The sequence below is a fragment of the Nocardia lijiangensis NBRC 108240 genome, from assembly GCF_001613045.1.
GTDB classification, from domain to species: domain Bacteria; phylum Actinomycetota; class Actinomycetes; order Mycobacteriales; family Mycobacteriaceae; genus Nocardia; species Nocardia lijiangensis.
This window is the reverse complement of sequence record NZ_BDBP01000067.1, coordinates 17,811-43,358: the sequence shown is the minus strand read 5'-3', so window position 1 is coordinate 43,358 and position 25,548 is coordinate 17,811. Positions and strand designations below refer to the sequence as shown.

Genomic DNA, 25,548 nt, shown 5'->3' with positions numbered 1-25,548 from the left:
GCCGGACACACCCAGCGTTCGGTCAGCTGATTCTCAGGGCGCGCGGGTATCACTGAGGGGTCGTATCCGCCTCGGGAGGAGTCTGACCTGTGAAACAGCCGGACGAGGACCGCAGAAAGGAACTCTTCGACGCCGAGGCCCGCATCTCGTGGGTGCTCGCGGCACTGGCCGGTCTGATCGGCGCGGCGGCCTTCATGCACACCGCCGGCTACTTCGTCACGTTCATGACGGGCAACACCGAGCGCGCCGTACTCGGCTACTTCCACGAGGAAGCCGACGTGGCCGTCGCGGCCGCGCTGCTGCTTGGCTCGTTCCTGTCCGGCGTGGTCGTCGCTTCCTGGTGTCGCAGGCGCTACTGGTCGGGTCACCCGCACGGGCCCACCCTGCTCACCACCGGTTGCCTCGCGCTGGCCACCGGCATCGATCTGGGGCTCTACCTCATGGACGATACGACCAAGATCGATTTCATCCCGATCCTGTTCGTCGCCTTCGGCGTCGGCGCGCTGAACACCTCGTTCGTCAAGGACGGCGAGGTCTCGGTGCCGCTCAGCTACGTCACCGGCACGCTGGTGAAAATGGGCCAGGGCATCGAACGCCACATCAGCGGCGGCGATTACGCCGACTGGCTCGGCTATTTCCTGCTGTACCTGTCCTTCGGGCTGGGCGCTCTGCTCGGCGGTCTGCTGAGCTTGCTGGTCGCGGGCTGGGCGATGCTGATCACCGCGACGGTGATGTGCACCCTCGTGACCGGCTACACCTATCTGCATCTGGACAAGCACGGCCCGCTGCCGATCGAGGAACGCCGCGAGACAAACGACGCATAAACGTTTCATCCGCGCGGTTCGCGACTACAGTCGAGACATGGCCATCGCCTGCTCGAGCGTTGTCGCCGCGCCCCGGTCCGAGGTCTTCGCCTGGTACGCCCGTCCCGGCGCCTTCACCAGGCTCGCGCCGCCGTGGCATCCCGTCTCCCTGATCGCCGAGGCCGAGTCGCTCGCCGACGGACGCGCAGTGCTCGGCCTCCCCGGCGGGTTGCGCTGGGTGGCCCGGCACGATCCCCGCGGTTACCAGCCACCGCAGCGCTTCGTCGACGCCATCGCCGCGGACGGACTCGCCTCCGTACCCGCGGCCCGGCTGCTGCGCTGGCGGCACGTGCACGAATTCGAGGAGGTCGACGCAGGGCACACCCGCGTGATCGATCGGGTGGACACACCGATCCCCGAATTCTTGCTGCGGCCGATATTCGACTACCGATACCGCCAGCTGGCCGACGATCTGCTCGCGCACCGCCGCGCCGCCGAGCACGGCTTCGGCACCGCGACCGTCGCGGTGACCGGGGCGTCCGGCCTGATCGGCACCGCGCTGTGCGCCTTTCTCGGCACCGGCGGCCACCGCGTGCTGCGACTGGTGCGTCATCCGGCCCGCACTCCCGGCGAACGCCGCTGGGATCCCGCCGATCCGGATCCCGCGCTGTTCGACGGCGTGGACGCGGTGGTGCACCTGGCGGGCGCGTCGATCGCGGGACGATTCACCGAGGAGCACAAGCGGGCCGTCGCCGAGAGCCGGATCGGGCCGACGCGCAAACTGGCCGAACTCGCCGCGCGATCCGGTCTTTCGACGTTCGTCAGCGCCTCCGCCATCGGCTTCTACGGCTACGACCGCGGCGACGAGACGCTCACCGAGGACGCGGGCCGTGGCGACGGCTTCCTCGCCGAGGTCGTCGCCGACTGGGAGGCCGCCACCGGTCCCGCCGAGGACGCGGGCATCCGAACCGTCCGGGTCCGCACCGGCGTCGTGCAGTCTCCGCGCGGCGGCAGCATGCGGCTGCTGCGCCCGTTGTTCAGTGCGGGTCTCGGCGGGCGGATCGGCGACGGACGCCAATGGCTGTCCTGGATCGGTCTGGACGATCTCGTCGACGTGTACCACCGCGCGCTGTGGGACGAAGCCCTCTCCGGACCGATCAATGCCGTTGCGCCACAGCCGGTACGCAACAGCGAATACACCGAGGTGCTCGCGCACGTGCTACACCGTCCCGCCCTCCTTCCGGTGCCCGACTTCGGCCCGGCCCTGCTGCTCGGCAGGCAGGGCGCGCGCGAACTCGCCGCCGCCGACCAGCGCGTGCTGCCGACCCGGTTGGTCGCGGCGGGCCACACGTTCCGGACCCCCGACCTCGACGCGACACTGCGCCACCTGCTCGGCCGAACCGCGCACTGAGAACCGCCCGCACTTCTCGAACCGGGAGTTCAGCGCAGCCGATCCACGGCGTCGGCCAGACTCTCCACGCGAACCGCGGCGTCGGGCAGAATCACGTCGTCCCAGCCGGGGCCGCCGAGGAACACCCGAGCCCCTGCCGCGAGGCACGCGCGAACGGCCGAAGTCAGCGCCGTCGATTCGCGCTGCGACCAGAGCAGCACCGCCGCCGGATCCTGCTGCCGGGCAAGGGCATCGACCAGCGCCGCGGTCGGAACATCGGGGCCGAGCATCCGTGCGCCGGCACCGCGTTCGGCCAGCGCAGCCCGCAGCACGTCGAGCGGCAACGCATGTGTTTCACCGCTGGTGCAGGCGAGCACGGTCCCTGCCGGGCCGACGGGCGGATTCGTTCGTTGCATGGCTGCCGCGACGCACCAGGACAGCAGATGCTCGACGTCCACGCAGCCCTCGCCGCTGCCCTGCCGCGCGACGATGTCGGCGAAAGCGGGGCGGCACAACAGTTCCCAGGTGTCGACCACGCCGTAGGCGCGGATATGCGATTCCACCTGGGCGCTGACCGTACCGGTCTCCAGGGCGAACGCGGCGGCGAGCAGCGCGGTCCGATCCCCCAGCGCGAGTGCGGGTCCGCGCGCCGCGACGGCCGCGCCTCCCGGGCTCGCACCCTCGCGGATCAGTTCGAGCATGCGCTCCAGCACCGCGATATCGGTTTCGCTGTAGAGCCGGTGGCGGCCGGGCCGATCCTGGGCGGGCCCGATCTCGTAGCGACGGTTCCAGCTGCGCAGGGTCGCGGTCGGGATACCGAGACGCTCGGCCACCGCGCGCACCGTGTATCCGGCCGCGGCGGAGGCGGGAACGGAACCGGCGGGCATCGTCTCATTCTGCCCGGTCGAGGTCGTTCCGTTCCGCATGGACGCCCGAACTCACGTCGTGGCGGACATCTATTTGCATCGTTTGTGCATCGTTGACTGCTATCATGGCAAGAGTCGCCGACTCGAGGAGGTCCGATGGACTCTCGCCGAACAACACGATGGTGCGTACATCTCGCGACCGCTGTCATCGCGGTGACGGGCGCGGCCATCGGCACCGCGGCGGCCGAACCGCCCGCCCCCGTGCCCGCCCTCGACCTCGACCGCTACCTCGGCACGTGGCGTCAACTCGCCGCGGTTCCGCAATACTTCAACCTCGCCTGCGCTCGCGACACCACCGCCGACTACGCACTCGACCCGAACGGCGACATCGCCGTGCACAACCGGTGCACCACATGGACCGGGACGGTCAACGAGATCCGCGGCACCGCGCGGGTGAACGATCGGGTCACGGGCGCGCAGCTGCACGTCAGCTTTCCCGGCGTACTCACCCAGGATCAGCTGGACGGCCCGACGAACTACATCGTCACCGCACTCGGCCCGGACTATTCCTGGGCGATCGTGACCGACCCGACCCGCGCCTCGGGCTTCGTACTCGCCCGTAATCCCGCCCTCGACAGGCAAGCATGGGCAGACGTGCAGGCGGCGATCGTCGCCGCGGGCCAGAACCCGTGTCTCTACCTCACCTCGCCGACCATCGGCGGGCTGTCCGCGATCGCACCGCTGTGCACGACGTGATGGTCGAGACGGTATGGGCCCCGCGAGGGTCGCGTTCGCGTCGGTGCGGAGCCGCCCGATGACAACCTCGGTGGCGCTCTTCACCCGCGACCTACGGGTGCACGACAATCCGGTCCTCACCGCGGCACACCGGGAGGGCGACACGGTGGTTCCGCTGTTCGTCATCGATCGCGACCTGGTACCGGATCGCTGCCCGCCCAACCGCGCTCGCTTCCTCGCCGCCGCCCTCGCCGAACTCGACAACGAACTCCGCGCGGTCGGCGGACGACTCGTAGTGCGCCGCGGCGAGGTGGTGGACGAGGTCGACCGCGTAGTCGCCGAAACCGGCTCCGTGAAAGTGCATCTCGCCGAGGACGTGAGCGGGTACAGCCGGTCGCGCGCGGACGGATTGCGTGAACGGCTGCGGCGCCGTGACTGTCGCGTCGACGTGCACGCCGCCACCGTCACCGCGGTCGACCCGGAGCTGCTGGTGCCGTCGACCGGTCGCGATCATTTCGCGGTCTTCACCCCCTACTTCCGGCGCTGGTCGGAAACACACCGGCGCAAGCCTCTCGGCAAACCACGCGCCCTCACCCTGCCGCGAATATCGGGCGACCCGCTGCCGAAGCCCGACGATCTGCGCTCGGGCGAATCCTCGCCCCGGCTGGCCGTCGGCGGAGAGACGACGGGCCGAAAGCTTCTGCGCGACTGGCTGTCCGGCCCGCTCGCCGGGTACGCGCGGCACAGCGACGATCTGGCCGCCGACGCCACCTCCCGGCTCTCGGCCTACTTGCACTTCGGCTGCCTGTCCCCCACCGAGGTGGTACGCCGGGTCGACATGTCGACCGAGGGCGGACACGCCTTCGCCAGGCAGCTGGCCTGGCGCGACTTCCACCACCAGCTCCTGGCCGCCCGGCCCGACGCCGCCTGGCACGACTATCGCGCACGCCCGACCCACTGGCGCGACGACCCGCACGCGGTGGACGCGTGGCGCGACGGACGCACCGGCTACCCGATCGTCGACGCGGGCATGCGTCAGCTGCGCGCCGAAGGCTGGATGCCGGGCCGCGCGCGCCTGATCGCGGCCAGCTTCCTCACCAAATCCCTTCGGGTGCACTGGCGCATCGGCGCGGCTCACTTCCTCTACTGGCTCGTCGACGCCGATCTCGCCAACAACCAGCTCAACTGGCAGTGGGTGGCGGGCACCGGCACGGACACCAGGCCCAACCGCGCACTCAACCCGCTGCGCCAGGCCAAGCGCTACGACCCCGCGGGCGATTACGTGCGGCGTTGGATCCCGGAACTCGCGCACCTCGAGGGTCCGTGGATCCACACGCCGTGGCGTATTGATGCCGGCTATCCCGCTCCGATCATCGATTTCGTCGGCATGTGAGGTTCGGCAACCCCGCCGTGCTGCGGCTGTCGGTGCGGGTGATTACTTTGGCCGAGTGAACAATTCACGAAAGCCAACGTCGAGCGAGTTCGCCGCGCTCGTGCGCCGACACCTCGACGACCTGGGCATCGAGGGCGCGAAGTATCAACCCACCGAATTCTGCTTCGAACTGCCCGACGGCCTGGTCATCAACCTGCACAACATCTTCCGCGACACCGCCGAGCTTTCGCCCGAGGACCGTTCGGAGCGCGTCACGCGGTTCCTCTCGGCGTTGCACGCCACCGACGACTCGCCCTCGGATTGGGAATCGGCCCGGTCCATGCTCTTTCCGATCCTGCGCCCGTCCACCTACGGCGGGCCCGGCGTGCGCCCGATCTCGCGCCCGGCCTTCCCCTTCATCGACGAGCTGGTCGCGATCGACCTGCCCGACAAGCGCATCCTCGTCGCGCCCGACCACGTGACAGGCTGGGGCGTCACACCCTACGAGGTGTTCGACGCCGCGCGCGAAAACCTCGCGGAGAAAGCGCCTGACGTCGAACTGGAGGAGGGCGCATATTCGCGCATCGTCGACGACGGCGACCACTACGCGACCTCCTGGCTGCTGCTCCCCGGCTGGCTGTCCTCGCTCGGCGCCGAGGGTCGCCGAGCCGTCGCCTTCATCCCCGAGGACGATTGCCTCATCCTCGCGCTGGACGAACCCGAACTTCTCGAGCACCTCTTCGAAACCGCCGAGTCGCAGTACGTCGACGCGGTGCGGCGCCTCTCACCCCAGGCCTACACCACCGGCGAGAACGGCGCGGTCGTCCCGTTCGACCTGGCGGGCCCGCACCCGCAGCTGCACGCCGCCCACCGGGCACGCTGCGGCCTGGCCAGCACCGAGTACCACGCCCAGCACGAAGTGCTCATCGAGGCGCTGGACGACGAAGACGGCTTCGCGCCCTACGGCATCGACCCCGCATACCCCTCCGGGCTCAACTTCACGACCGGCGACGACGGTTCGTACACCATCGCCCCCTGGGCGGAGGAAATCCAGACCCTGCTCCCCGAAGCCGACTACATCGATCTCTGCCTGACCGACGAGAACGACGAGATCGTCGAAACCCTCGCCATCCCCTTCGCCACCCTCGCGGCCGTCACCGACCTCACCCCGGTCCCCTCCATGTCCCCGCCCCGCTACCTGGCCAGATACTGGCCCGACGCCCCCACCATCGAGCGCCTGCGCGCCGTAGCGGTCGACCTGTAGGCCAGAACGTGAATCGGCGCGTGCTTGTGAGAAGCACGCGCCGGTATGCGTGGAGCCTAGGGGAATCGAACCCCTAACCCCTGCCTTGCAAAGGCAGTGCTCTGCCAATTGAGCTAAGGCCCCGAGTCCCCGTGGCTGGAATGGATTTCAGCGGGTGGTGACCTCGTGCCACAAGTCCGCTTCGTCGCGCTTGCGCAGCTTGGTGATTCCGAAGAGAACTGCGACAACGACGCCGACCGTCAGGAGAATCTTCATGGTTCCCACCCTACTCGGCGCGGGCGGAACCGTACGACGACCGGACGGGTCACAGACGACGAGCGAACGTCTGTGAGTACAGACGTCTTCGCTCGCACGCTGCCGGTAGCGCCGACGACGGATCGGCTCTTTCCTTCGGCCGCAAGGAAGTTCGTGATGGCAACGTCCGGCCGCTCGTCGACACCGTTCGGACTCCGGTGCGGGATATCCTGTCGAGCCTGATCGGCGCGGCGGTCCGGTACACGATCGAGCTCGCAGTGACCCGCGGGCGTGCCGGTCCGGCTCGGTCGGCGAATCACTGTTCAACGGCGCGATCGGCGGGGAACCGACGGGATCCCCGGAGATGTGATGGGTGTGGTGAGCTGGACACTGATCGGACCATTGGCGCTGACGATCGATACGGCGTGGTGACTTGGTCGACTGACCAGCGCTCGATCCGCCATCTCTGCCCGACAAAGGATGTAGGCGACGAATCAGCCAGCCGAGAAGACCAGCTACTAGCTGTTCCTCGGCTCGTATGGGCGCACATCGCGGCCCGAGGGAATCGTGTTGTGGAGCCTAGGGGAATCGAACCCCTAACCCCTGCCTTGCAAAGGCAGTGCTCTGCCAATTGAGCTAAGGCCCCTTGCCTACGGGAACGGCGTTGGATCGCCAGAAAGTCGTAGACCGGAAATCGGGAGTGGGCCTAGGAGGACTTGAACCTCCGACCTCTTCGTTATCAGCGAAGCGCTCTAACCGCCTGAGCTATAGGCCCGTGTGGCATCGGATCACTGTCGAGTACATACTGACCTGAACCCGCCGAGGAGAAAGGTTACCCGACACCACCGGTATCAACCAAAACGGCTGGTAGCGGGCCTAGCGGGGGCGATTTCGGCCCACTGACGACGGATGGCTGCCAGGCGGCCCGCCATGGGAAATTCGACCCGAACGGCAACGGCCGGTATCCACCCCCGAAGGGCTGATACCGGCCGTCGCCGAGAACTTCCGTGAGCCGGGCTGTCCGCCGCCTCAGCTCCGGCCGTGCGCGAAGCTGTCGACGGAGTCCGTCCCGGCTGCGTTTCTAATCCGGGTCCGCGAGAGTGACCTGGATGCCGCCGACCAGATCGCAGCACTGGTTGTAGATGAACGTGGCGACCGTGCCGAGCGCGGTGAACAGCACCACGTTGATCAGCCCGATGACGCCGGCGTAGCCGAACACCGTGCCCGCGTCGATCAGGCCCACCGTGCCGCTGTCCTGGGACACCATGTCGGTGAACGTGTTGTTCAGCCGCTCCCACACGCCCATGCCCTCGAGCACGATGTAGAGCAGGCCGACGGCGAGCATCCACACGAAGAACAGCGCCACGCTGATCACCAGCGAGATCTTCAGCGTCGACCAGGGGTCGATGCGACGGATCTGCACTGTGGCGCGTAGCGGCTCACCGGAGGCCGCGGCCGCGGCGATCCCGACCGGCACCGCGGGCGAGAAGTGCGCCTGCGGGCCCGCGCCGACTGGCTCGGGGTGGGGTAGCGGATGCCGGATCTCGGACAGGTCGGGCATGTCCTTGATGAGTTCCGGCCGCGCGATGCTGCGGGTGGGCCCGTCGATGCCGACCGACTTCACCATCGCCGCTTCCTTGCGCGCCGCCTTGGCCGCGAGGTCGGCCGTCGTGCGGGCATTGGTGGCACCGCCGCCGTTGAGGCCGACCGCGGCGGCGCCGGGGGCAGCCGCAGCGGGGTTGCCGACCCCGCCACCACCCGCGGGCGGCCTGCCCGCCACCGGCGCCTGACCGGGCCGGTACAGGTTGGATTGCGGCTCTCGCTGGGGCAGCTGCGACCACCCGTCCTTGAACTGCGACTGACCGCCGCCCGGCTTCGGCTGCTCCGCACCGTCCGGGCCGCCGGATTCGGCGGGCGCGCCCATCCGCACGGTCTCCTGATCGAACCCTTCCTTCGCGCCGCCGCCGGACTCCGGCGCACCCTGCTTGGGCGCGAAATCGCCCTGCTGGCCTGCGTTCTGCTGCGGCTGGCCACCCTGCTGGCCACCGGCCGGCTGTCCGGATTCGGGCCCACCGGGCCTGGGGATCGGCCGCGGCGGAATCGGAGACGGTGCGATCCGCTCGGTCACACCGTTGGTCTGGTGCCCGTCATTCGGCTGATTCGGAGTGGTCAATGGGAATCCTTAGATCCGTTCGTTGCCGCCGCTTGGGGGGTTACTGCTGGGAGGAACCGGAGTCGTCGCCACCGTCGACCTGATCGGGTTCGTCGGCGTTGCGCGCGATAGCAAGCAACGTACTTCCCTCTGCGAGGTTCATCAATCGCACGCCCTTGGTCTGTCGCCCAGCCTTACGAACCTGCTTAGCCGCCGTCCGGATGACGCCACCGCCGGACGTGATCGCGTAGAGCTCATCCTCGTCGTCGACGATGAGTGCACCGACAAGGGTGCCACGCTTGGCGTCGAACTGGATAGTCAATACACCTTTACCGCCGCGACCCTGCGCGGTGTATTCCTCGATGGCGGTGCGCTTCGCGTAGCCGCCCGAGGTCGCCACCAGCAGATACGTTTCGGGTCGAACGACGTTGAGCGACAACAGTTCGTCCTCGGCGTTGAACCGCATGCCCTGAACACCGGAGGTGGCGCGACCCATCGGACGCAGCGCCTCGTCGGTGGCCGAGAAGCGGATCGACTGGCCCTGCGCCGAGACGAGCAGCAGGTCGTCGTCGGCCGAGCAGAGCACGGCGCCGACCAGCTCGTCCTCGTCGCGCAGGTTCACCGCGACGATGCCGCCGCTGCGGTTGGAATCGAAGTCCGACAGCTTCGATTTCTTCACGAGACCATTCTTCGTGGCCAGCACCAGATACGGGGCATCTTCGTAGGATTTGATCTGAATGATCTGGGCGATCTTCTCGTCCGGCTGGAAGGCCAGCAGGTTGGCGACGTGCTGACCGCGCGCGGTGCGGTTGGCCTCGGGCAGCTCGTACGCCTTGGCGCGGTAGACGCGGCCCTTGTTCGTGAAGAACAGCAGCCAGTCGTGCGTCGAGGTGACGAAGAAGTGCTTGACGATGTCGTCCTGCTTGAGACCCGCGCCCTGCACGCCCTTTCCGCCGCGCTTCTGCGAACGGTAGAGGTCGGTCTTGGTGCGCTTGGCGTAGCCGGTCTCGGTGATCGTGACGACCACGTCCTCGCGGGCGATCAGGTCCTCGTCGGCCACGTCGCCGTCGGCGGCGATGATCCGGGTGCGCCGCTCGTCGCCGTACTTGTCGACGATCTCGGCCAGCTCGTCGCGCACGATCGCGCGCTGCCGCTCCGGCTTGTCGAGAATGTCCTTGTAGTCGGCGATTTCGGTTTCGATCTTGGCCAGATCGTCGACGATCTTCTGCCGCTCCAGCGCGGAGAGGCGCCGCAGCTGCATGTCGAGGATGGCGGTGGCCTGGATCTCGTCGATCTCGAGCAGCTGCATCAGGCCGGTGCGCGCGGTGTCGGTGTTGGCCGAACGCCGGATCAGCGCGATGACCTCGTCGAGCGCGTCGAGCGCCTTGACCAGGCCGCGCAGGATGTGGGCCCGCTCCTCGGCCTTGCGCAGCAGGTAGCGGGTGCGCCGGACGATGACTTCCAACTGGTGATCGACGTAGAGCCGGATCATCTGGTCCAGGCGCAGCGTGCGCGGCACGCCGTCGACGATGGACAGCATGTTGGCGCCGAAGCTGGTCTGCAGCTGGGTGTGCTTGTAGAGGTTGTTCAGCACCACCTTGGCGACGGCATCGCGCTTGACCGTCACCACGATTCGCATACCCGCGCGGTCGGAGGACTCGTCGTGGATATCCGAGATACCCGCGATCTTGCCGTCCTTGACCTGCTCGGCGATCGAGTTGATGAAGTTGTCGGTGTTGACCTGGTACGGCAGCTCGGTGATGACGATCGTGGTGCGACCGCGGTTGTCTTCTTCGATCTCCACCACACCGCGCATGCGGATCGAGCCGCGACCGGTGGTGTAGGCGTCGTTGATGCCCTGGTTGCCGACGATCAGGCCGTGCGTCGGGAAGTCCGGGCCCTTGACCCGCTCCATGCACGCGGCGAGGGTGCTCTCCTCGTCGGCGTCGTAGTTCTCCAGCGCCCAGTAGATCGCCTCGGCGAGCTCGTTGAGGTTGTGCGGCGGGATGTTGGTCGCCATGCCGACCGCGATGCCGTTGGAGCCGTTCATCAACAGGTTCGGCACCCGGCTGGGGAGAACCACCGGTTCCTGCGAACGACCGTCGTAGTTCGGCGCGAAATCGACCGTCTCGTGGTCGATTTCACGCAGCAGCTCCATCGCGAGCGGCGTCAGGCGGCACTCGGTGTATCGCATGGCGGCCGCGCCGTCGTTGCCGCGGGAACCGAAGTTGCCCTGGCCGTCGACCAGCGGGTAACGCAGCGACCACGGCTGGGCCATGCGGACCAGGGTGTCGTAGATCGACGCGTCGCCGTGCGGGTGGTAGTTACCCATGGTCTCGGCGACCGGGCGCGCGGACTTCACGTAGCCGCGATCCGGGCGGTACCCGTTGTCGTACATCGCGTAGAGCACGCGCCGGTGCACCGGCTTGAGGCCGTCGCGCACGTCGGGCAGCGCGCGGCCCACGATCACGCTCATCGCGTAATCGATGTAGCTGCTCTGCATTTCGTTCTGGATGTCGACCGGTTCGATCCGGTCACCTGCACCGCCGTTCGGGGGCAGCGTTGTCTCAGTCATGCGGTCTCCTTAGCGGGGCGTGAAAGGGCTGGTTCGTCAGCGGTTTGCACGCCGGCTACACGTCGAGGAAGCGAACGTCCTTGGCATTGCGGGTGATGAAGCTGCGACGCGCCTCGACGTCCTCGCCCATCAGCACCGAGAACAGCTCGTCGGCCGCGGCCGCGTCGTCGAGCGTCACTTGACGAAGCACCCGCACCGCGGGGTCCATCGTGGTCTCCCACAGCTCCTTGGCGTTCATCTCGCCGAGACCCTTGTAGCGCTGGACGCCGTCGTCCTTGTTGATCTTCTTGCCCGCGGCGAGACCGGCCTCGAGCAGGCCGTCGCGCTCCCGGTCGGAGTAGGCGAACTCCGGATCGCTGCGCTGCCACTTGAGCTTGTACAGCGGCGGCTGGGCCAAGTAGACGTGGCCGTGCTCGACGAGCGGGCGCATGAAGCGGAACAGCAGCGTCAGCAGCAGCGTCGAGATGTGCTGGCCGTCCACGTCGGCGTCGGCCATCAGCACGATCTTGTGATAGCGCAGCTTGGCGATGTCGAACTCGTCGTGGATGCCGGTGCCGAAGGCGGTGATGATCGACTGGACCTCGTTGTTCTTGAGGACCCGGTCGATGCGCGCCTTCTCGACGTTGATGATCTTGCCGCGCAGCGGAAGGATCGCCTGGTACATCGAGTCGCGGCCGGACTTGGCCGAGCCACCGGCGGAGTCGCCCTCGACGATGTAGATCTCGGACTTGCTCGGGTCCTTGGAGCGGCAGTCGGCCAGCTTGCCGGGCAGACCGCCCAGGTCGGTGGCGGACTTGCGGCGCACCAGCTCGCGCGCCTTGCGGGCCGCGACGCGGGCCTGCGCCGAGGAGACGGCCTTCTGCACGATGGTCTTCGCGTCGGCAGGGTTGGCCTCGAACCAGTGCGCAAGGTGCTCGTTGCACGTGCGCTGCACGAACGACTTGACCTCGGTGTTGCCGAGCTTGGTCTTCGTCTGGCCCTCGAACTGCGGGTCGGAGATCTTCACGCTCACGATCGCGGCGAGACCCTCGCGGATATCGTCGCCGGTGAGGTTGCCGTCCTTCTCCTTGAGGAGCTTCTTGTCCTTCGCGTACTTGTTCACCACCGTGGTGAGAGCGGCGCGGAAGCCCTCTTCGTGGGTGCCGCCCTCGTGGGTGTTGATGGTGTTGGCGAAGGTGTGGACGGATTCCGAATAGCCGGAATTCCACTGCATCGCGACCTCGAGCTCGTGCCCGGTGCCCTTGCCGGTGAAGCCGACGACCGAGTTGTGGATCGGCTGCTTGGTCCGGTTGATGTGCTTGACGAAGTCCTCGAGTCCGCCGGGGTAGTGGTAGGTGCGGACCTTGACCTTCGGCTCCGCGACGGCGGGCGTGTTCTCGTCGAGGTGCTTGGGCGCCTCGGCGGTGTCGCTGACGACCTCGTCGGTGACCTCGCTCTCGGAGACCCGCTCGTCGGTGAGGGTGATGGTGAGGCCCTTGTTCAGGAACGCCATCTCCTGCAGACGCCGCGCGACCGTCTCGAAGTTGAAGGTCGTGGTCTCGAAGATCTCCGAATCGGGCCAGAACCGGATGGTGGTTCCGGTGCGCTTGGTCGCCTCGCCCTGCAGCAGTTTGCCGGGCTTGGAGTCCTTGTACTCCTGGGTCCAGTGGTAACCGTCGTGGTCGACCTCGGCCTCGAGCCGGCTGGACAGCGCGTTCACCACCGAGATGCCGACGCCGTGCAGACCACCGGACACCGCGTAGGCGTCGGAGTCGAACTTGCCGCCCGCGTGCAGCTGGGTCATGACCACCTCGATGGTGGGGATGCCCTGCGCGTGCATGCCGGTCGGGATGCCGCGGCCGTCGTCGACCACCTCGACGCCGCCGTCGGCCAGCAGCTTGACATCGACGCGCGTCGCGTAGCCCGCCATCGCCTCGTCGACGGAGTTGTCGACCACCTCCCAGATCAGGTGGTGCAGGCCGCGCTCACCGGTCGAGCCGATGTACATGCCCGGGCGCTTGCGGACCGCCTCGAGTCCCTCGAGGACGGTGATAGAGGAGGCACCGTAGTCCTGCTTGCCCGATGTCGCCTTGGTCGAATCGTTGGAGTCCTTGGCAGCCACTGGTCGGTAGCTCTCCTTACTTGCTGACCCCGGCGCAACGATCGCGCAGCGCAAGCGAGGCCCGGGGTCTGGACGGGTCTAGATTCACGGGCCCACGCGGGGGCTGCGCGGAACGCGCCGAAGGTTCGCCGCTAGTTACGCCACCATCCTACTGGTAGCCCCGCACCACAATGCACCTACGACACCCCTGACGGCTTCATAGCTGCGAGAAATCGATCAGCGACGAGTCGGGTCTTCCTCGCGACGGTTTCAGGGACTCACAGATGTGCTCAGCACGCCGTGCCGGACGCTAGCCGCGATCACCCGGAGACCGCGACCCGTTCGACGAACTCGGCGGTGCGCGCGGCGAGGGCCTCGGGATGCGAGATCGGCGACCAGTGCCGCGCCGGGATCTCGGTCCTGGTCAGGTCGGCGACCCACCGATCGGCCTCGGCGTGCACCACAGGGCGCACCGCCCTGTCACTGATGGAGACGATCAGCTGGACCGGGACCGGCACCCGGCGCGGACGCGGATTGCGCAGGTGCGCACGGATATTCGCGCGGTAGAGCTTGAGATTATTGATCATGTCGGCGCGCAGCGTCGGCGCGGTGTGCACCAGCGCGGGGTCGAGTCCGTCGAAGAAGGCGAGGAAACGCGGCCAGCGATTCGACAGCGCGCGCAGTACCGGATTGGGCAGACCGGGGATCTGGAAGGCGACGGTGTAGGCCGAGGCGAGGCCCTGCGCGAGCGACCCGCGCAGGCGAGCCGCCGAGATCGGGCCGCGCAGGTACGCGCCGAGAAAGTCGAGGTTCGGGCCGGAGAGCGAACTGAACGACGCGATACGGTCGCCCGCCGCGGGGTCGCTCACGAGTTCCCAGCCGATCACCGAACCCCAGTCGTGCCCGAGCACGTGCACCCGCTGCCCGGGCGCCACGGCGTCGACGACGGCGCGCACATCGGCGGCCAGTTCCTCGATCCGATAGGCCGCCACCTCGGTGGGGACCGTGCTGTCACCCGCGCCGCGGTTGTCGAAGGAGATGACGCGGTAGCGGCCGGCCAGCTGAGCGGCGACGCGATTCCACAGGATGTGAGTATCGGGCCAGCCGTGCACGAGGAGGATGGGCGTCGCCCCGGGATCGCCGCATTCGAACACCGCGAGCTCGATATCGCCGCGGCGAACAGTGGCGGTGGCCTTGGCGGGGAACGGGCCCGCGGTGCTGATCGTCATCGATCCGTTTCTCCTGTGCGCGTTGTCGATCCGATGCGAGCCACTGGTCGGCATCGGGTCGGGCGTTCCACGTGAAACCGCAGGTCCCTGTGGGGAAACTGGGGAAATCCTGTGGATGGTGCGGATAAACGTAACACCGAGTATCGGGTATTCGCCAGGGTGCGGCGAGCGCTGGTCAGCCGTAGGTGTCGCGCGGACCGCGGCCTTTGATGTGCCGCTCGCCCTTGCGCCAGCTGGGCGCGGCCGGGCCGGAGATCTTCAGCTGGGTCACCACGCCCTGGCCGACCGCGGCGTTGATCTTCGCCAGGATCTGGCTCTGGAGCATGCGCAGCTGGGTCGCCCACGCGGTGGACTCCGCGGCAATGGTCAGCACACCGTCCTTGAGCGTGATCGGGGTGGCGTGCGAGGCGATGTCCTCGCCGACGACGCCTGCCCAGCGGCCGAGCACCGTGCCCTCGGCAACCTTGCCGTCCCAGCCGCGCCCCTTGGCGATGCGCGTCGCGAGCTGGGACAACAGCTGGGGATCGCGGTCGTCCGGGCGCGCGCCGGACCATCCGGTGCGCCTGCGGGCTCCGGTGCGCAGCTTTCGTACCGGCGAGGCCCGGCCCTGGCCGACCGACTTTCCACTGGCCTTCGCCGCGGCGCGGGCCTCTTCGAGTGCGCGCCTGGCCAGGTCGATGCCGCGCAACTGTGGCTCGCCGCCAGGCTGCTGAACGCCCTGTTCGGGCTGATCGGTCATCGTCGCGCTCCGTTCGACCACCGGGTTTGTCCCCAGATCTTGCTCTGTTGTCCCCAACCGCATGCCGGCCGGGTTCGACACCGAAACGCCCGGTCAGCACGCTTGCCGTCGCGGGGTCGAACGCCTGTTCGTGGCCTTTTTCCGGAAGTGCGGCGCGGTGCGGCCGGGACCGCCGGACGATCCTGCACTGCTGTGGGACAACACCTTCCGGCGAAGTTCTCCACAGGCGCTGGGGATGAATCGGCAGTGCCAGCCCGACCCCGGTGCAGGGAAACTGTACGGGAGCCCGCCGACGAACCGTCACACGTGTCGGCGCCTGTCCGCGTCGGCGATCCCCACCTGTGCACAACCGACGGGCTTGCTGTGAACATCTCGCGTCAGGCGAATCCGGGCGCGGGCTCGACGATACGAGAGGTGCGGTGCGCCGATTCCCCGGTGGTCTCCACCCGCAGCGGAACCGCGGCCAGCTCGGCGGGCACGTCCTCGGGCACGGCGGCGGTGATCAATACCTGTTCGGCGCCCGCCGCGACCTCGGCGAGCGCGGTGCGGCGGCGCCGGTCGAGTTCGGCGAAGACGTCGTCGAGCAACAGCACCGGCTCGGCTCCGGTCGAGCGGAGCAGGTCGAACGCGCCGAGGCGAAGGGCAAGGGCGAAGGACCAGGACTCGCCGTGGCTGGCGAATCCCTTCGCCGGGGCGTCACCGAGCGTCAGTTCGAGGTCGTCGCGGTGCGGTCCCACCAGGCAGACACCGCGCTCCAATTCCTTGGACCGCGCCGCGCCGAGCTCCCGCAGCACGATCTCCCCCAGCGCCGCGGCGTCGTCGGCCTGCGGTTCCCGCGCCGGATCCAGGAACTCCGGCGGCAGATACGCGCTGCGGTAACCGATTGCGGCGGGCCGGGATTCGGGAGCGATCGACCGATAGGACTGTGCCAGATGGGGATACAGGTCGTGCACCAGCCGCAACCGCTCAGCCAGCAGTACACAGGCGTGCTCGGCCAGGTGTCCGTCCCACACGTCGAGGGTGCTCAGGTCGGCCTTGGATCTGACTTGTCGCCCAGCGGTTTTCAACAGGGCCGAGCGCTGGCGCAGCACCCGGTCGTAGTCCGAGCGCACACCGGCCAATCGGGGGAGGCGGGCTGTGCACAACTCGTCGAGGAGTCTGCGGCGCTCCCCCGGGTCGCCGCGCACCAGCGCCAGATCCTCCGGCGCGAACAGGACCGTCTGCAGAATCCCGAGTATCTCCCTGGGCCTGCGCACCGGCGATCTGTTGATCTGCGCGCGATTGGCCGCGCCCTGGTTGAGCTCCACGTCGACGCGCAGCTCGCGGCCGGTGTTGACCACCGTGGCGCCGATCCGCGCGCGCTGCGCCCCCATCCGGATCAGAGGCGCGTCGGCGGCCACCCGGTGCGAGCCGAGAGTGGCCAGGTAGCCGATCGCCTCGAGCAGGTTGGTCTTGCCGTTGCCGTTCGATCCCAAGAACACCGTGCGGCCTGGGGATAATTCGAGTTCCGCGTGCTCCCAGGAGCGGAAGTCGCGCAGCGACAGCGCTCGGATGAACATTCGCTACACCGCCCCGGTCACCACGGGAGAGGGCACCGGATCACGCACAGATGCTCAGCCCGGGAGCCGAACCGGCATCAGCAGGTAGATGTAGTTGCTGGCCAGCGCGGCGAAGGCACCGGAGTCGAGCACCTCGGGCTCGTCCTCGCTCGCCGGAAGCAGCACCGCGGGACGGCTGGGCGTGGTGAACCCGAAGGTGACCCGGTCGGAGTGCAGCGCGGACAGCCCGTCCACCAGGTAGCCGGGGTTGAAGGCGATGGTCAGCGCTTCGCCACGGAAATCGGCGGGCAGCCATTCCTCGGCGCGGCCCGCGTCGTCACCGCCTGCCGACAGCAGCAGGCCTTCGCTGGAGAACTCCAGCCGCACCTGCGCGCCGCGCTCGGCGACCAGGGCGACGCGCTTGATGGCCTCGGTCAGCGCCGCCACTTCCAGCGTGGCGATGGAGGTGTGTTCCTTGGGGAGCAACTGACGGAACTTGGGGAATTCCGCGTCGAGCAGCCGGGTGGTGGTGCGGCGGCCCGCGTTGACGATGCCCAGCAGGCCGTCCGAGCCCGCACCGGTGCCCAGCGAGAGCTGCACGGGGGCATCGGAGGGTCCGAGCGTCTTGGCGGCCTCGGACAGCGTGCGCGCCGGGATCAGCACCGAGGTCTCGATATCGGTGCGGGCGGGCTGCCATTCGATGTGGCGCACGGCGAGCCGGAAGCGGTCGGTGGCCGCCAGGACGACCTGCGGGCCCTCGATCTCGACGCGGATACCGGTCAGCATCGGCAGGGTGTCGTCACGGCCCGCCGCGACGGCGACCTGACCGACGGCCTCGGAGAAGACGTCCACACTCAGTTCACCGGTCTGTTGCGGCACTTCGGGCAGCTGGGGATAGTCCTCGACCGGCATGGTGGGCAGCGAGAACTTCGCGCTGCCGCAGGAGATCAGCACGCGGGTGCCGTCGACCGAGACATCCACCGGCTTGTTGGACAGCGCTTTGGTGATGTCGGCGAGCAGGCGACCGGAGACCAGGACCTCACCGGGACCGGCGACCTCGGCCGCGACGCGCATCTGCGCGGAGACCTCGTAGTCGAATCCCGAGACGGTCAGTCCGTCCTCGTTCGCGACCAGCAGCACGCCACCAAGAACCGGCACCGGAGGCCGGGACGGCAGGCTGCGCGCGACCCACGCGACGGACTCGGCGAAATCCTCTCGGGCGACCCGAAACTTCATGCTCGCAAGCTCCATCGCCCGACTGTCCTCTCCCGGTTCCGTGATCCTTGTATGGCGTCCGTCCGAGCACTCTGTGTGGCTCGACAGCGTGTGGTTCTCGTCAAGGGGTGCTGGATCGGCCGCCCCAGCAGTCTGGCACAGGCGACCGACATAAAACCGTACCCGCGTGCGGCCCGGCTACCTAGTCCGACCCTCGATTGTTCTTCGCGTGTCCGGCGCGGATGTCCCGCTGTCCGACAGACCCATCCTCCTCCCCTCCTTGCCTGTGCAGACGAGTGGCTCGCGACCGGACGCTCTTCGACCGACTTTCCACACACCCTGTTTTGAAGAGAGATCTATTAGAAGAAGAACTGAAGTAGTAGTAGGCACTGTGGAATCTGTGGACTGAGCCCGTTTGCGCTGGTCCGGGGGTGTGGTGCCGTGGGGATGGCCATCGGGTGACTCGAGGATGAACCCGAGGCGTCTGTGGAGGTTCGAAATCTGTCCCACGTTCATCCTCGAGTCGTCCTCGAGTTGTTCCACCGGATTCACCCTGTTGTTCACACGTGTGCACCGATTGGTGGACAGCTCGAGGAATCCTCGAGGACTCCACATGGACTCCTCGAGGATTCCACAAGGGCTTGACCGAGACAGGGCAGGTCAGCGCCTGTGGGCAGAGATCGATGGGGATGATGTTGATATCCGCCTGTGAGTGACGGCCGAGGGACCCGTCCCCAAGCCTGTGCACCAATCGGTGGAGAAACCAGTGGATTCCTCGAGGACTCCACAAGGATTCCTCGAGGAATCCACAGCGCACAAAAAAGCACCGCCCCTGGTCAGGGGCGGTGCTGGGCTGTGGAGAACGCTCAGCGCGAGCGCTGTTTGATTCGGGCTGTGAGTTCCTGAACCTGGTCGTAGACGCGGCGCCGTTCGGTCATCTCCTTGCGGACTTTCTTCTCCGCGTACATGACCGTGGTGTGGTCGCGGCCGAACGCCTGGCCGATCTTGGGCAGCGATAGGTCGGTGAGTTCGCGGCACAGGTACATCGCGATCTGCCTGGCCTGCGCCAGCGGCCGCGCCTTACCTGGGCCGGTCAGCTCCTCGAGCGTGGTGTTGAAGTACTCCGCGGTCACGGCCATGATCGTCGCCGCGTTGATCTCCAGCGCGGCGGTGTCGGGCATCAGATCCCGCAGCACCACCTCGGCGAGCGGCAGATCCAGCGGCTGACCGTTGAGCGAGGCGAACGCGGTGACCCGGATCAGCGCGCCCTCCAGTTCGCGGATGTTGCGCTCCACCCGGCTGGCGATCAGTTCGAGCACGTCGTGCGGCACGTCGAGCCGATCCATCCGCGCCTTCTTGCGCAGGATGGCGATGCGGGTCTCCAGCTCCGGCGGCTGCACGTCGGTGATCAGGCCCCACTCGAACCGCGTCCGCAGCCGCTCCTCCAGGGTGGCCAGCTGCTTGGGCGGACGGTCGGAGGAGACCACGATCTGCTTGTTCGCGTTGTGCAGCGTGTTGAAGGTGTGGAAGAACTCCTCCTGGATGCCTTCCTTGCCCTCGATGAACTGGATGTCGTCGACCAGCAGGATGTCGGTCTCGCGGTAGCGCCGCTTGAACGCCACCTTGCGGTCGTCGCGGAGGCTGTTGATGAAGTCGTTGGTGAACTCTTCGGTCGACACGTACTTCACCCGCATGCCGGGGAACAGCCGCTGGGCATAGTGACCCGCCGCGTGCAGCAGGTGCGTCTTGCCGAGGCCGGAGGCGCCCCAGACGAACAGCGGGTTGTAGGCGCGGGCGGGCGCCTCGGCGATGGCCACCGCCGCGGCGTGCGCGAAGCGATTGGACGCGCCGATGACGAAGGTCTCGAAGGTGTACTTCGCGTTCAGGCTGGCCGAGGAGTTCGCGGGCGCGGGGTTCTCCTGGCTCTTGGCGAAGTAGGTCGGCCAGTTGTTGCGGACGTTCACGACCGGTTCGTCGTCGAGCTGCTCGGTGTGCAGCCCGTCGCCGGATTCGCGGACTGATTCGTGCGAGGCCGCGGGGGCCGCTTCGCGCAACGGCATTCGCGCCGGCCCGCGCATCGCCGCGGGACCGGGCTCGGGCGTGAACAGGGACTCCTGTCCCGGCGGGGTGGAATCCCGGCGGGAACCCATCCCCTGCTCGCGCCGCGGCGCGGTCGACACCTCGGGGACCTGCGCGCCGGAGTCGGCGCCCATGTCCTGGTAGTCGCCCATGCCCTGCGCGCGGTAGGACGCGGTCGGATAGTCGTCGGCCGGGTAGTCCGCGCTCGGCGGGTACTCGGGCGCCGGGGTGTACTCGGCGGCGGGCGCGTAATCGGGAGTCTGGGGATAGTCGGGCGGTCCCGGGTACTCGGGCGCGGGCGCGTAGTCCGATTGCTGCGCGTACCTCGGGGCCGGGTAGTCGGTGCGGCTCGGCGGATCGGCCGGGAAGCCGACGTGCCCGCGCGGCGTCTCCCTGGTTCGCTGGGGGGCCTCCCTGCGCTGCGACGTCTCTCTGCTGCGCTCGGGACGGCTGGTCATCCTGGCGTGCCGGGGATTGGCGGCGGAACGATCGGAACTCGAGGTGGCAGGCGCCGCGATGCGCACGCCGAGGCCCTCGACCTGGGGACCGAGCCGGCGGGCGAGGGAGCGCAGGATGGGTTCGCGCAGATCGCGTTCGATGGCCTCCTGGGCCAGCGACGAGGGCACCGAGAGCAGGGCGAAGCCCTGAGCCACGGTGATCGGCTTGACGAGTTTGAGCCAGGCCTGCTGTGCTCGGGTCACCGCCGGGATGGAGCCGTCGGCGGAACCGGTGGTGAGCTCTGCAATCACCTCGGGCCACACGGTGGCCAACACGTTCTGCTCGTCGTCCATGCAGTTTCCTCCCCGGAAGTAGGTCGATAGGAGCAGACGGCCGGGGGTACGCGAGCAGGTTCGAGAATGGGCTATCCTGTGATCCCGCGTACGTCCGTAGCCGTGTGGACGCTGCCCGTGGATTCCCCCGGTACCAAGGCAGCGGCGTTGGCGCCGTCGGCCTACGAATATGCCACTCCAGGGGTCTTTCCACACAATTATCCACAGATGTGGAAAACCCTGGGGAAATGTCGAACGGGCTCGGAGTTCGCGGCGATCACGCCCCGACCTGGGGTTCTGTAGCAAACGCTTGGCAACGTGCCGCTCGTAGCCGCCCTCGGCGCGCTTAGGGGTGTGGACGAAGTCACGAAGACGCCCGGGCGCGTCGCCTCTCGACGGCCTCGATCGGGCCACGGGGGCCGAGTTTGACCCGTCTCTGGCTGATCAGTACCCTCGTACAGTCACCCCTTGGTGCGGTGGCGGTCCTGTGCTGACCGTGTCTGGTCGTTGAACGACCGTGTGCGCCAGGACCGACGCGCGCCGATGATGACATCGCGATTCATCGCGCACATACGTATCACCGACAAGCTTTGGGTGCCGAAGGGCGCCCACCAACTCGAGGAGTGTTGACCGTGGCCAAGGGCAAGCGGACGTTCCAGCCGAACAACCGTCGTCGGGCGCGGGTTCACGGCTTCCGCCTCCGGATGCGCACCCGTGCGGGTCGCGCCATCGTTTCGGCGCGTCGCCGCAAGGGCCGCGCCGAACTCACTGCCTGATCCTCGCTTTCGGACGCTCGGGTGTTGCCTGAGCCGTATCGGTTGCATCATCGTGCCGACTTCTCCCGGACGGTGCGCCGTGGCCAGCGAATCGGGAGGCGAGATCTGGTCGTACACGCGCTCGTGCACGGGTATGACGGAGTTATGGGCGCTGACGAACGACATGGTGCTCCGGTAGCCACCGGAGCGCTCGTTCGTGTCGGCGGGCCGAGGTTCGGATTGATTGTCAGCAAGGCGGTGGGCTCCGCGGTGGTTCGACACCGGGTGGCCCGCCGCCTGCGTCATATGTGCGCCCAGGTGATCACCGAACTGCCCCCGGACGCCGACATCGTGATCCGGGCCCTGCCCGGCGCCGCGAACGCGGAATCCGACGAACTGCTGCGGCAGCTGCGCAGCGGATTGCGCAAACTCGGTGTCGCACAGGCCCCCGGCCGGACCGACCGACGGGCACGTTCCGTCGCGGCCGTGCCCGCTGACGCGGACGTTCCATCGTGAAGTTCGCCGCCGCCCTGGCCCGGCTGCCCGCCCGAATGCTGATCTTCCTGATCGAGCTCTACCGGACCTATGTCTCCCCCACCCGGATGCCGGTGTGCCGCTTCACCCCGACGTGTAGCGAGTACGCGGTGACCGCGTTGCGCACCCGAGGGCTGTTCGTCGGCTCCGTACTGACGGTCGTGCGATTGGCCAAATGCGCGCCCTGGCACCCTGGTGGGTGGGATCCCGTTCCCGAGCGCAAACACCGCGCACGGAACGAGGCTGCCGCCGACGCCTCGACGTCGGCGCCACACGCTTGTAAAGGATCGCCGCACGCGGCGGTCGGCGATACGAACGACGGGAGTGCATAGAGCCGTGCTCGACTTCATCTACTACCCGGTGTCCTGGATCTTGTGGTTCTGGCACCGTGCTTTCGCGGCCATCCCGGGCCTCGGCAAGGACAACGGCCTGGCCTGGGCGCTGGCGGTGGTGTTCCTGGTCTTCACGCTGCGCATCGTGCTCTACAAGCCGTTCGTGAAGCAGGTGCGCACCACCAAGCAAATGCAGGAGTTGCAGCCCCAGATCAAGGAGCTGCAGAAGAAGTACAAGAACGACCGCCAGAAGATGGCGCTGGAGATGCAGAAGCTCCAGAAGGAACACGGCTTCAACCCGCTGATGGGCTGCCTGCCGATCCTGGCGCAGGTGCCGGTCTTCCTCGGTCTGTTCCACGTCCTGCGTTCGTTCAACCGCACCGGTCACGGGTTCGGTCAGCTGGGTATGACGCCCGAGGAGAACGCGAACACCGCGAACTACGTCTTCAACGCGGCCGACGTCCAGTCCTTCCTGAGCGCCCGTATCTTCGGCGCGCCGATCTCGGCGTTCATCACCACCCCGGCCAACGAGCTGCTGGCCTTCGCCGACTACGGCGGCATCCCGAGTCGTGTGAGCATCGCCCTGGTCGCCATCCCGCTGATGGTGATCGCCGGTCTGGCGACCCACTTCAACGCCCGCGCCTCGGTTGCGCGGCAGTCCGAGGAGGCCGCGGCCAACCCGCAGGCTGCGATCATGAACAAGCTGGCGCTATGGGTCTTCCCGCTCGGCGTGCTCGTCGGTGGTCCGTTCCTGCCGATCGCCATCCTGATCTACTGGGTCTCCAACAACATCTGGACCTACGGCCAGCAGCACCTCGTCTTCGGCCGGATGGCGAAGGAAGAAGAGGCCAAGAAGCAGGCCAAGCTCGAGCAGCGCGCGCAGAACGCGCCGAAGCCGGGCGTCAAGCCGGTGAGCACGAAGAAGAAGCCCGCGGCGGCCGCGACCGCCGTCGATGCCGAGCCGTCCGATGCGGAACCGTCGGGGAACGGCGCCTCGAAGCCCGCGGCAGGCAAGGCCTCCGGACAGCGCAGGCCCGGTGGGCAGAAGCGCTCCGGTAGCCGGGGCCGCGCCAACCAGAAGCGTCGCCGCTGACCTCCGAGCCACCCTTGATCGCGCTTCCGCCCGGCGCCGAGCGCTTGGCCCACGCGATGGACAGTGAAGGAAACCAAATGACTGTTGAAACCGACGGAGGGGACGCCACCGTGGCGACGACGATGGTGAACGCCGGAGCGGATGCCGGCGATGTCGTGAACGATGCCGAGGAAGCCCTGATCGAAGAGGGCGAGATCGCGGGCGACTACCTCGAGCAGCTACTCGACGTGCTCGACTTCGACGGCGACATCGACCTCGACGTCGAGGGCGACCGTGCCATCGTGAGCATCGACGGCGGCCGCGACCTGTCGAAGTTGGTGGGGCGCAACGGAGAGGTGCTCGACGCACTGCAGGAGCTGACCCGCCTCGCGGTGCAGCAGGCGACCGGCGTACGCAGCCGCCTGATGCTCGACGTGGCGGGCTGGCGGGCCAAGCGTCGTTCCGAACTGAGTGCGCTCGGCACCGCCGCCGCCAAGCGGGTGCTGGAATCCGGTGCGCCGGAATCGCTCGACCCGATGACGCCGTTCGAGCGCAAGATCGTGCACGACGCCGTCGCCGCGATCGACGGAGTCAGCAGCGAGAGCGAAGGCGTGGAGCCCAACCGCTTCGTTGTGGTCGTTCCAGGCTGATTTCCGGGCTGACTCAACGGACGGCGCGTTTCGTCACGCTGACGATTGATGATTGGATAGGCGTAGCTCCGTCCTCGCTCCGGCCGTGCGCGGGCTGAGGACGGACTGCCCGTCCGATAGCGTCGTCTAGGCCTCTGGTCTTCGGACCGGGGGCCTTCTCCATTCGAGGGGCGCCACGGTCGCGACACGTAACCCACCCCTCCCCCATTCTGCAATTGGTCGACCTCGAGCTCGGAAGGATGTTTCACGTGGAACGAGAACTCGGTGGAAGCGCCGCACTGCCGACCGAGCTGGAGCCACCGGCGGCGGCCGCCACGGTCTTCGGCGATCGGCTCGACATCGCTCGCCGGTACTGCGCCGCCCTCGCCACCGCCGGCGTCGAGCGCGGTCTGATCGGTCCTCGCGAGGTACCGCGGCTCTGGGATCGGCACATCCTCAATTGCGCGGTGGTCGCCGAGCTCATGCCCGAAGGAGCGACCGTCGTCGACATCGGCAGCGGCGCGGGCCTCCCCGGAATCCCCTTGGCCATCGCCCGCCCCGACCTACGCATCACGTTGGTCGAACCGTTGCTGCGCCGCACCGTCTTCCTCAGCGAGTTCATCGACGCGGCCGGACTCGACATCACCGTGGTCCGCGGCCGCGCCGAACAATCCGGCGTCATGAAGGAAGCGGGCGGCGCCGACATCGTCACCTCCCGCGCCGTCGCCCCCCTCGCCAAACTCACCCAGTGGTCCCTCCCCCTCCTCCGCGACCACGGCCGCATGCTCGCCCTGAAAGGCGCAAGCGCGGCCGAAGAATTGGAGCGCGACGGCGAAGCACTCACCCGCGCTGGCGCGGGAAAGTTCGAGGTTCTCGAATGCGGAGTCGGGGTGCTGGAGACCCCGACGGTGGTGATCAGCGCGGAGCGCTTGCCCCGAGCGGAACGCGCGCCGCGACGCCGCGCGGAGAAGGTAGGAGCTCGCCGCGAGGGCGGTCGATCCGAGGGCGGGGTGCTGCGCCGCAGCGTCGATCGTCGTCGGAAGTAGACGGAGGGTTTTCCGCGTTCGGTGGGGCGGAGTTGCCGAAGCCGATCGGTAGGGCCGACTGCCCGTTCTGATGGCGGTTCGCGCGCCGGCGTTGGACTGATCGGCTTGTCGGCTCGCTTGGCGGTCTGACTGTTTGCGC

Annotated in this window: 21 protein-coding genes and 3 tRNA genes; 11 read left to right on the top strand and 13 right to left on the bottom strand. The window is 67.9% G+C overall.

Features of this window, described 5'->3' with window-relative positions:
- Positions 1-89 precede the first annotated feature (89 nt).
- Positions 90-824, top strand: coding sequence for a YoaK family protein (locus tag NL1_RS23840; RefSeq protein WP_067843398.1), 735 nt, complete (start codon positions 90-92; stop codon positions 822-824).
- 37 nt (positions 825-861) lie between these two features.
- Positions 862-2,214 (top strand): TIGR01777 family oxidoreductase, encoded by a 1,353-nt coding sequence (locus NL1_RS23835; RefSeq protein WP_067843395.1) that lies wholly within the window; start codon positions 862-864, stop codon positions 2,212-2,214.
- Positions 2,215-2,243: 29 nt separating this feature from the next.
- Here NL1_RS23835 and NL1_RS23830 read toward each other — a convergent pair whose 3' ends face one another.
- Positions 2,244-3,080 (bottom strand): MerR family transcriptional regulator, encoded by an 837-nt coding sequence (locus NL1_RS23830; RefSeq protein WP_067843455.1) that lies wholly within the window; start codon positions 3,078-3,080, stop codon positions 2,244-2,246.
- A 135-nt stretch (positions 3,081-3,215) separates the two neighbouring features.
- Between NL1_RS23830 and NL1_RS23825 the strand changes: the two genes are divergently transcribed.
- Genes NL1_RS23825 through NL1_RS23815 form a run of 3 tightly spaced genes read left to right on the top strand, consistent with a single transcriptional unit; the run spans position 3,216 to position 6,430 of the window.
- The gene (locus tag NL1_RS23825) at positions 3,216-3,815 is read left to right on the top strand and encodes a lipocalin family protein (RefSeq protein WP_067843392.1); all 600 of its coding nucleotides are present in this window, start codon (positions 3,216-3,218) and stop codon (positions 3,813-3,815) included.
- Positions 3,816-3,873: 58 nt separating this feature from the next.
- Positions 3,874-5,187 (top strand): cryptochrome/photolyase family protein, encoded by a 1,314-nt coding sequence (locus tag NL1_RS23820; RefSeq protein WP_067843452.1) that lies wholly within the window; start codon positions 3,874-3,876, stop codon positions 5,185-5,187.
- 55 nt (positions 5,188-5,242) lie between these two features.
- Positions 5,243-6,430, top strand: a complete 1,188-nt coding sequence (locus NL1_RS23815) for a DUF1444 domain-containing protein (RefSeq protein WP_067843390.1) — start codon at positions 5,243-5,245, stop codon at positions 6,428-6,430.
- A 50-nt stretch (positions 6,431-6,480) separates the two neighbouring features.
- Here NL1_RS23815 and NL1_RS23810 read toward each other — a convergent pair.
- The 12 genes from NL1_RS23810 to dnaA all read right to left on the bottom strand — a co-directional run bounded on the left by NL1_RS23810 (position 6,481) and on the right by dnaA (position 21,062).
- Positions 6,481-6,553, bottom strand: a tRNA-Ala gene (locus tag NL1_RS23810).
- A gap of 24 nt (positions 6,554-6,577) precedes the next feature.
- Positions 6,578-6,685 carry a DLW-39 family protein gene (locus NL1_RS39085; RefSeq protein WP_218018413.1) on the bottom strand — a complete coding sequence of 36 codons (108 nt, stop codon included), beginning with the start codon at positions 6,683-6,685 and terminating at the stop codon, positions 6,578-6,580.
- Positions 6,686-7,237: 552 nt separating this feature from the next.
- Positions 7,238-7,310 (bottom strand) — tRNA-Ala (locus NL1_RS23805).
- Positions 7,311-7,365: 55 nt separating this feature from the next.
- Positions 7,366-7,439: transfer RNA gene (locus tag NL1_RS23800), tRNA-Ile, on the bottom strand.
- A gap of 306 nt (positions 7,440-7,745) precedes the next feature.
- Entirely contained in the window at positions 7,746-8,837 is a 1,092-nt protein-coding gene (locus tag NL1_RS23795) for a DUF3566 domain-containing protein (protein WP_067843385.1), read from the bottom strand.
- A 40-nt stretch (positions 8,838-8,877) separates the two neighbouring features.
- Positions 8,878-11,391, bottom strand: coding sequence for a DNA gyrase subunit A (gene gyrA / locus NL1_RS23790; protein ID WP_067843382.1), 2,514 nt, complete (start codon positions 11,389-11,391; stop codon positions 8,878-8,880).
- Between the two features lie 55 nt (positions 11,392-11,446).
- Positions 11,447-13,492, bottom strand: a complete 2,046-nt coding sequence (gene gyrB / locus NL1_RS23785; protein WP_067843378.1) for a DNA topoisomerase (ATP-hydrolyzing) subunit B — start codon at positions 13,490-13,492, stop codon at positions 11,447-11,449.
- Between the two features lie 299 nt (positions 13,493-13,791).
- Positions 13,792-14,700 carry an alpha/beta fold hydrolase gene (locus NL1_RS23780; RefSeq protein WP_067843376.1) on the bottom strand — a complete coding sequence of 303 codons (909 nt, stop codon included), beginning with the start codon at positions 14,698-14,700 and terminating at the stop codon, positions 13,792-13,794.
- A gap of 175 nt (positions 14,701-14,875) precedes the next feature.
- On the bottom strand, positions 14,876-15,439 hold the full coding sequence (locus tag NL1_RS23775; protein WP_067843374.1) for a DUF721 family protein: 564 nt from the start codon (positions 15,437-15,439) through the stop codon (positions 14,876-14,878).
- 377 nt (positions 15,440-15,816) lie between these two features.
- Positions 15,817-16,998, bottom strand: coding sequence for a DNA replication/repair protein RecF (gene recF, locus NL1_RS23770; RefSeq protein WP_067843371.1), 1,182 nt, complete (start codon positions 16,996-16,998; stop codon positions 15,817-15,819).
- Between the two features lie 54 nt (positions 16,999-17,052).
- Positions 17,053-18,228, bottom strand: a complete 1,176-nt coding sequence (dnaN, locus tag NL1_RS23765; protein WP_067843368.1) for a DNA polymerase III subunit beta — start codon at positions 18,226-18,228, stop codon at positions 17,053-17,055.
- 830 nt (positions 18,229-19,058) lie between these two features.
- Positions 19,059-21,062, bottom strand: a complete 2,004-nt coding sequence (gene dnaA / locus NL1_RS23760) for a chromosomal replication initiator protein DnaA (protein WP_067843365.1) — start codon at positions 21,060-21,062, stop codon at positions 19,059-19,061.
- A gap of 611 nt (positions 21,063-21,673) precedes the next feature.
- Here dnaA and rpmH point away from each other — a divergent pair.
- From rpmH to rsmG, 6 genes are all read left to right on the top strand, one after another.
- Entirely contained in the window at positions 21,674-21,817 is a 144-nt protein-coding gene (rpmH, locus tag NL1_RS23755; RefSeq protein WP_005516618.1) for a 50S ribosomal protein L34, read from the top strand.
- Between the two features lie 21 nt (positions 21,818-21,838).
- Positions 21,839-22,312, top strand: coding sequence for a ribonuclease P protein component (gene rnpA, locus NL1_RS23750; protein WP_067843362.1), 474 nt, complete (start codon positions 21,839-21,841; stop codon positions 22,310-22,312).
- 35 nt (positions 22,313-22,347) lie between these two features.
- A complete protein-coding gene (gene yidD, locus NL1_RS23745) occupies positions 22,348-22,662 on the top strand; it encodes a membrane protein insertion efficiency factor YidD (protein ID WP_067843449.1) in 315 nt (104 codons plus the stop codon).
- A gap of 4 nt (positions 22,663-22,666) precedes the next feature.
- Positions 22,667-23,755: a membrane protein insertase YidC gene (yidC, locus tag NL1_RS23740; protein ID WP_067843360.1), complete on the top strand. Its 1,089-nt coding sequence runs from the start codon at positions 22,667-22,669 to the stop codon at positions 23,753-23,755.
- 122 nt (positions 23,756-23,877) lie between these two features.
- Positions 23,878-24,384, top strand: coding sequence for a Jag family protein (locus tag NL1_RS23735; protein WP_067843357.1), 507 nt, complete (start codon positions 23,878-23,880; stop codon positions 24,382-24,384).
- A 239-nt stretch (positions 24,385-24,623) separates the two neighbouring features.
- Complete coding sequence (gene rsmG, locus NL1_RS23730; RefSeq protein WP_084510893.1) at positions 24,624-25,409, top strand: 16S rRNA (guanine(527)-N(7))-methyltransferase RsmG; 786 nt, start codon at positions 24,624-24,626, stop codon at positions 25,407-25,409.
- Positions 25,410-25,548 lie beyond the last annotated feature (139 nt).

Excerpts from the sequence above, each read along its gene's own strand:
- NL1_RS23835 (WP_067843395.1), top strand. The coding sequence starts at position 862 with ATGGCCATCGCCTGCTCGAGCGTTGTCGCCGCGCCCCGGTCCGAGGTC.
- NL1_RS23830 (WP_067843455.1), bottom strand. The coding sequence starts at position 3,080 with ATGCCCGCCGGTTCCGTTCCCGCCTCCGCCGCGGCCGGATACACGGTG.
- NL1_RS23825 (WP_067843392.1), top strand. The coding sequence starts at position 3,216 with ATGGACTCTCGCCGAACAACACGATGGTGCGTACATCTCGCGACCGCT.
- NL1_RS23820 (WP_067843452.1), top strand. The coding sequence starts at position 3,874 with ATGACAACCTCGGTGGCGCTCTTCACCCGCGACCTACGGGTGCACGAC.
- NL1_RS39085 (WP_218018413.1), bottom strand. The coding sequence starts at position 6,685 with ATGAAGATTCTCCTGACGGTCGGCGTCGTTGTCGCAGTTCTCTTCGGA.
- gyrA (WP_067843382.1), bottom strand. The coding sequence starts at position 11,391 with ATGACTGAGACAACGCTGCCCCCGAACGGCGGTGCAGGTGACCGGATC.
- NL1_RS23780 (WP_067843376.1), bottom strand. The coding sequence starts at position 14,700 with ATGACGATCAGCACCGCGGGCCCGTTCCCCGCCAAGGCCACCGCCACT.
- NL1_RS23775 (WP_067843374.1), bottom strand. The coding sequence starts at position 15,439 with ATGACCGATCAGCCCGAACAGGGCGTTCAGCAGCCTGGCGGCGAGCCA.
- recF (WP_067843371.1), bottom strand. The coding sequence starts at position 16,998 with ATGTTCATCCGAGCGCTGTCGCTGCGCGACTTCCGCTCCTGGGAGCAC.
- dnaN (WP_067843368.1), bottom strand. The coding sequence starts at position 18,228 with ATGGAGCTTGCGAGCATGAAGTTTCGGGTCGCCCGAGAGGATTTCGCC.
- dnaA (WP_067843365.1), bottom strand. The coding sequence starts at position 21,062 with ATGGACGACGAGCAGAACGTGTTGGCCACCGTGTGGCCCGAGGTGATT.
- yidD (WP_067843449.1), top strand. The coding sequence starts at position 22,348 with ATGCTGATCTTCCTGATCGAGCTCTACCGGACCTATGTCTCCCCCACC.
- NL1_RS23735 (WP_067843357.1), top strand. The coding sequence starts at position 23,878 with ATGGTGAACGCCGGAGCGGATGCCGGCGATGTCGTGAACGATGCCGAG.
- rsmG (WP_084510893.1), top strand. The coding sequence starts at position 24,624 with ATGTTTCACGTGGAACGAGAACTCGGTGGAAGCGCCGCACTGCCGACC.